General features: G+C 30.5%; 8 protein-coding genes. 7 read left to right on the forward strand and 1 reads right to left on the reverse strand.

Annotated elements, in window-relative coordinates; genetic code table 11:
• Nucleotides 1-261: 261 nt before the first annotated feature.
• The 7 genes from FPG59_RS12830 (at nucleotide 262) to FPG59_RS12855 (ending at nucleotide 4,965) form a co-directional block, all read left to right on the forward strand.
• Nucleotides 262-822, forward strand: coding sequence for an AraC family transcriptional regulator (locus tag FPG59_RS12830; protein ID WP_086454986.1), 561 nt, complete (start codon nucleotides 262-264; stop codon nucleotides 820-822).
• Nucleotides 823-834: 12 nt separating this feature from the next.
• Nucleotides 835-1,281 (forward strand): response regulator, encoded by a 447-nt coding sequence (locus tag FPG59_RS12835; protein ID WP_086454987.1) that lies wholly within the window; start codon nucleotides 835-837, stop codon nucleotides 1,279-1,281.
• Between the two features lies 1 nt (nucleotide 1,282).
• A complete protein-coding gene (locus tag FPG59_RS12840) occupies nucleotides 1,283-3,079 on the forward strand; it encodes a CHASE3 domain-containing protein (protein ID WP_086454988.1) in 1,797 nt (598 codons plus the stop codon).
• Nucleotides 3,080-3,328: 249 nt separating this feature from the next.
• Nucleotides 3,329-3,967: a porin family protein gene (locus FPG59_RS12845; RefSeq protein ID WP_086454989.1), complete on the forward strand. Its 639-nt coding sequence runs from the start codon at nucleotides 3,329-3,331 to the stop codon at nucleotides 3,965-3,967.
• Nucleotides 3,968-3,982: 15 nt separating this feature from the next.
• Nucleotides 3,983-4,126, forward strand: a complete 144-nt coding sequence (locus tag FPG59_RS16445; protein ID WP_140344658.1) for a lmo0937 family membrane protein — start codon at nucleotides 3,983-3,985, stop codon at nucleotides 4,124-4,126.
• A gap of 23 nt (nucleotides 4,127-4,149) precedes the next feature.
• The gene (locus FPG59_RS12850) at nucleotides 4,150-4,443 is read left to right on the forward strand and encodes a YtxH domain-containing protein (RefSeq protein WP_086454990.1); all 294 of its coding nucleotides are present in this window, start codon (nucleotides 4,150-4,152) and stop codon (nucleotides 4,441-4,443) included.
• Between the two features lie 207 nt (nucleotides 4,444-4,650).
• Entirely contained in the window at nucleotides 4,651-4,965 is a 315-nt protein-coding gene (locus tag FPG59_RS12855) for a hypothetical protein (protein ID WP_217875904.1), read from the forward strand.
• A gap of 175 nt (nucleotides 4,966-5,140) precedes the next feature.
• On the opposite strand, the gene prfA is transcribed toward FPG59_RS12855, so the two are convergent.
• Complete coding sequence (gene prfA, locus FPG59_RS12860; RefSeq protein ID WP_086454992.1) at nucleotides 5,141-6,217, reverse strand: peptide chain release factor 1; 1,077 nt, start codon at nucleotides 6,215-6,217, stop codon at nucleotides 5,141-5,143.
• Nucleotides 6,218-6,365: the final 148 nt, after the last annotated feature.

Genomic DNA, 6,365 nt, shown 5'->3' on the forward strand with positions numbered 1-6,365 from the left:
ATTATATTGTGTGAAACAAATTAATTTCCTACAAAATAAAAAATAAAATTAACGATTGTTCAGTCTAAAAAAATGAAAGCAAAATAATAAAGATGTTGTTATCCCCCATTCCAATATTTTAAAAACCATACCGTTAGCTATGAAAAAACGTTGATAATACATATTATTTGATCTGAAAAAAAACCTAAAAAAACATCTTGAAAACGATGTATTAAAAAAACAAATGTTCCTTTTTATATCTTTACTTTAAATTGACAGTTTATGAAGATACATTTGAAGTTTGATTACACACAATTAACAAAAAAAATTATCCAAGAAAAACTAACTGATTTGGGTTACAAGTTCAATATCATAGGCTTTGGAGAATTCAATTTTTTAGAAAAAGTACCTTTGGCAAAAATGGAAGAGCTAACTGCTATTTTCAAAGAATATGGTATTGATATTGTTGAAAATCAAAAAAGTGTTCTGGTCCAAAAAATAAAAGATGCAATAGTAGAGATGGTTCATACTGATAAGGCTTTGAATATAAAAAGCTCTGTCTATATTGCTGAAAAATTAAATTTGAATTATACGTATTTATCGAATGTTTTTTCAGAAGTAACCTATACCTCTATTGAGAATTTTATTATTATACAAAAAATAGAATTAGCAAAGAACCTGATGATAAAAACCTCACTTAACTTAACTGAAATTTCGATTCAATTAAATTATTCCAGTGTAGCACATTTAAGCACACAATTCAAAAATACAACAGGAATGACGCCATCGGCATTTCAAAAAATCATTCAAAAAAGAAGAGAAATAGCCCAAAAAAACAACTAAAAAAGTATAAATATGAATACCGATTTTATAAATATTTGCCTTGCGGATGATGATGAAGACGATAGATTGTTTTTTACTGATGCGTTTGATGAATTAAAAATAAACACTAAAGTAAGCACCTTTAATGACGGTGTAGAATTGATGGATTTCTTAAACCACCCCGATTCTATATTACCTAATGTTTTGTTTCTGGATTTGAACATGCCCAAAAAAAATGGCCAAGAGTGTTTACTCGAAATAAAAAAGGATGAAAAATTCAATGATATAGCTGTAGCCATTTATTCTACTTCTTCATCTGAGGAAGACATTGAAAAAACCTTTGTTAATGGGGCAAATATTTACATCAAAAAACCGAATGATTTTGAGCAACTAAAAAAAATCCTTTCGGATGTGGTCACTCTCAACTGGCAATATCATACCTCTGGTTTAAATAAAGATAATTTTTTAATGAGAATGTAATATGGGGTATTTTCAGTTTCATAAATCGCCTCTTTTTCTCAAGATAATTTTCATTATTTCAATTGCAATCATATTTTTTATAGGTGGAGTTACTTTTAAACACATAACCGTTTTAAAAAAATCATCTGACTTTGTTAGTAAAAGCCACGGGGTAAATATAGAACTGGAACGCTTAATTTCGTTTATAAAAGATGCCGAAACAGGGCAAAGAGGATATTTATTGACAAAAGATGAAGATTTTTTAAAACCCTATTTAGAATCTAAAAACGCTGTCAAAAAGTCCTTCAATAAAGTTTCTAAACTCACTGAAAATAGTAGAGCTCAACAAGCCAACTTAAAAAAATTATTGTTTTTCATTAACAAAAAGCAGAATTATTTATCCAAATCAATTTATTTGACAGAAGATAAAAATTATAACAAAAATGAACTTGCCAAAAATTTAATCATTGGTAGAAAAACTATGGACTCTATTCGCTCTCAGATAGAGGAAATGATGATTACTGAAAAGCTTTTATTAAACTACAGACAGCAAGAGTATATTTCGACCATGAATTATACGCCATTGTTAATTTATTTAACGCTTATTGTAACACTATTACTCATTACAATAGCTTTTATAAAAATGAATAGAGATTTAGTATTGTTAAAAAAAACCATTAATACTTTAACCGTTGCTAATGAAGCTAATAATTTAGCTGAAATTGTAGGTGGTTTTGGTAGCTGGCAATACAATCTTGACAAACAAACTTTTACTTTTTCTGACAATGAATACCGTTTATTAGGTTGTGAACCGCAATCATTTACTGCAAGTGGTGAGTCTTTTTATCAATTTGTTCATCCTGATGATGTAGACTATGTTCGGGAAAATTCTATTAATATCCAATCTGAAGTTAATCTGCCTCCATTTACCTATAGAATTATTCGCAAAGATGGTGAAATTAGATATTTTAGAGCGTTAGGTAGAGTTGTTAACGTATCAAGCGGTGAGCGTACTTACATAGGTACAACCAGTGATGTTACTGCCGAAGTAGAAGCCAAACAGATGATAGAGCTTAGGAATAGAGACTTAGAAAGCAGCAATAAAGAACTTATGGCTTTTAATTATATTGCAAGTCATGATTTACAAGAACCGTTACGAAAAATAGAAACTTTTTTATCCCGATTAGTGACTAAAGATTATTCAAATTTATCCCAATCTGGGCAGCAATATGTATCTAGTATACAATCTTCTGCAAAAAGAATGCGCGTTCTTATAGATGATTTATTACAGTTTTCTAGAACCAATAAGGGTGAAAAAATATTTGAAAAAACAGATTTAAACATTGTTCTTTCTAATGTTTTACAAGAATTGGCACCAACTATAGAGGATAAAAAAGCACTTATAACTAGTGATGTATTGCCTACATTTGATGCAATACCTTTTCAAATACAACAATTATTTACCAATCTCATTAGCAATTCTCTGAAATATAGCAAAGAAAATAGTGCAGTTGAAATAAAAATTACCGCTACTACTTGCACTGCTGAGAATGAAGAAAATATTCCTGATACTATTATAGGTTCTAATTTGTATTATAAAATAGTATTTCAAGACAACGGGATAGGTTTTGATCAAGAATATGCTACTAAAATTTTTATTCTCTTCAATAGATTACATAATAAAAATGAATTTTCAGGAACTGGTATTGGCTTAGCCATTTGTAAAAAAATTGTCGAAAATCATCGCGGCTTTATTATCGCAAATGCAATTGTAAATGAAGGAGCTAGGTTTACAGTTTACTTTCCTGTCTTGTCATAACTACATTTTAAAACTGAATAAAAGGTCGTTTTTTTTTAAGAACGACCTTTTTTTATGCCTAAAAATCTTTGTTATTTATTTTTTCAAAAAGGCTATTTCAACAACAGTGTAACCTTTATATTTATAGAATTATACTATTCCAAGGTCTAAACATTAAAATTCTGTAACAATTCCGAAAAGTAATATAACATAGTTTGTGAAAGGTCGTCGCATCTTTGTAAACGAAAAATAACTTTAAAATCAGTGACAATGAAAAAATTAAATAAAATTTTCACCTTAGTAGCCATTGCAATTGGAGCTACAAGTACTTTGCAAGCGCAAGAAAATAATGCATCGATAGGATTAAAAGGAGGTTTGAATATGTCTAACTTATACACTGAGGATGTAGATGACAACAATCTTTTAACTGGATTTAATATCGGTTTATTTGCTCAATTACCTGTCAGTTCCAGTTTGGCTATTCAACCAGAAATAAATTACACTATAAAAGGCGCTGAGCTAAAATACGATACTTTCTTTGCTTCTGGAACCGGAAGGTTTAGATTGAATTACATTGAAATTCCAGTTTTAATAAAGGCAAATTTGACAAAAAATTTCAATGTCCACTTTGGACCGTACGCCGCGTTTTTAATGGACTCAAAAATTACGAATGAAACTGCTATTAATACTTTCAACTTTGAGCAAGATATAGATAAAGAGGATCTAAACACTTTTGATTATGGGTTGGCCGCTGGTATCGGATTTGATTTTGATAATTTTGGTATTGGTGCTAGATACAATTACGGTTTAAGCACCGTGGGTAAAGAACGCACCTCTGGCGGAGTAACATACAACTTCCCTGACTCTAAAAACAGTGCATTGAGCATTTATGCAGCCATAAAATTTTAATCTCAACTGATCATTATGAAAAACATCTTATATATAGCTGCTGTATTATTTGTACTACTATGGGCTTTAGGTTTTTTTGTATACAATATGGACAGTATGATTCATTTCTTATTGATTATTGCCGTGATCGCAATACTATTAAAAGTTATTAAAGGATAATATAAATTTAAAAAAACACCATCATGAAAAATAGTGACGTAGCATTAGGAATACTAGCTGGATTAGCAGTTGGAACAATAATAGGTATCTTATTTGCCCCTGCAAAAGGAAGCGAAACCAGAAAAAAAATAGCAGATAACGGAAGTGATCTCAAAAATTTGATCACGGATTCTTCTAGCCAATTGGGAGAAAAAATATCCCAAACTATGAATACCCTAAAATCTGAAACTCAAAATATATTGGGTGTATTAGAACAAAATAATACGGAAGAAAAGCCAAATTTTGACCACTTAGTTGAAATAAACAGAGTCAAATAATTTTAATAATCAAATAGAGTCACACTGTTGAAAAGCAGTGTGATTTTGTCGTTTATAATAGGAATTAATTAAAGCTAAAATTAGTTTTATAAATTATAAAGCATCATTAAATCTCTTCTATTACAACCCTAATAATTACCTAAAAATACAACCTTAAAATAAGATTTAATAATAACCCTAATGAAAAATTTGAAAAAACACTTCTACTTGTTACTTGTAATAATAATGAGTATTTCGTGTCAAACTAAAAGTGAAAAAAGAATTGAAATTGCAACGATTGATTATATCCATTTTATTGATTCGGTAACAAAATATCAAAAAGAAGAAGCTCAAAAAAATTGGAAAACTATTGAAAAGGATTTTGAAAAAAAATTAAATGCATTGAATCTGAGAATAGATAGTTCCGAAGGTAAATCTGAATTTGAAGGCAAGATAGATTCGGCAACAGAGAAGTTTGAAAGTTATAGAAAAGCGGTTTTTAAAGACAATATTGACCCAGATGTTGATCTTTACCTGGACTAGAAAGTAAAACTCCATTGATGTACTTAATCGAACGGTTATTTTGAGTTTACTGACATTTCTATTGACCTAAAATTCTGTTTTTGAAACCAACTCTATTAAAAAATTTTTTTACACCAGTATAAAAAAAAGACCTTAACAAATTTGCAAGGTCTTTTTTGTATTTGTAGATTTTATTTTAAAAAACCTCACTAGCTTCTTTCAATTTTTCCATATTGTTTACAAGCTGAAGTTCGTCAACAATTTTTTGAATGTCGCCATTCATGATGTTACCTAGGTCGTATAAAGTTAAGCCTACACGGTGATCTGTAACACGCCCTTGAGCATAATTGTAAGTTCGTATTTTTGCAGATCGGTCACCAGAGCTAACTTGAGAAGTACGTTTTGAAGCATCTTCGGCTTGTTTTTTAGCTAATTCTTGTTCATATAAACGAGATCTTAATACGCCAAAAGCTTTATCCTTATTCTTATGTTGTGATTTTTGGTCTTGACATTGCGCTACTAATCCTGTAGGGATATGCGTTAATCGCACTGCAGATTTTGTTGTATTTACAGATTGTCCACCAGGTCCTGAAGAACAAAAGAAATCAACACGCACATCGTTCATATCAATTTGTACATCAAATTCTTCAGCTTCTGGCAAAACCATTACTGTAGCAGCAGAGGTATGTACACGTCCTTGGGTTTCCGTTTGTGGTACCCTTTGCACTCGGTGAACACCTGCTTCAAATTTTAAAGTTCCGTAAACATCTTCACCAGTAACTTCAAAAATTACCTCTTTAAAACCACCAGATGTTCCTTCATTCATATCTACTACTGAAGTGCGCCATCCTTGATTTTCGCAATATTTGGTATACATCCTGAATAAATCTCCTGCAAAAATACTAGCTTCATCCCCACCGGTTCCGGCACGAATTTCAACCATAACATTCTTTGCATCTTCTGGATCTTTAGGAATTAACATGAATTTTATTTCCTCTTCAAGTAGTGGCAAACGCTCTTTAGCTTCCTCTAGTTGCATTTTGGCCATTTCGGTCATATCAGCATCACTATTATCAGCAATAATTTCATTAGCTTCTTCTATGTTTGCCATGATAAGAACGTATTCATCTCGTTTCTCAGCAAGGGCTTTTAAGCTTTTGTACTCTTGATTCAATTGCACATAACGTTTTTGATCTGATATTACATCAGGTTGAATGATCAAATCTGAAATCTCATCAAAACGTTGTTTTACTATTTGAAGTCTATCTAACATTTTATAAATCCTTTTATTGGAGTGCAAAAATACGAAAAAAGTATTCAGTTTGCAAGATGAATCATTGAGTTTCAAACTGACTATTTTACAGGTGTATAAGTACTAAATTTATATTAGTCTAATTTTAAAATTCAGTGTAACATAGATG

It is taken from the genome of Flavobacterium sp. FPG59, assembly GCF_002150205.1.
Classification (GTDB): domain Bacteria; phylum Bacteroidota; class Bacteroidia; order Flavobacteriales; family Flavobacteriaceae; genus Flavobacterium.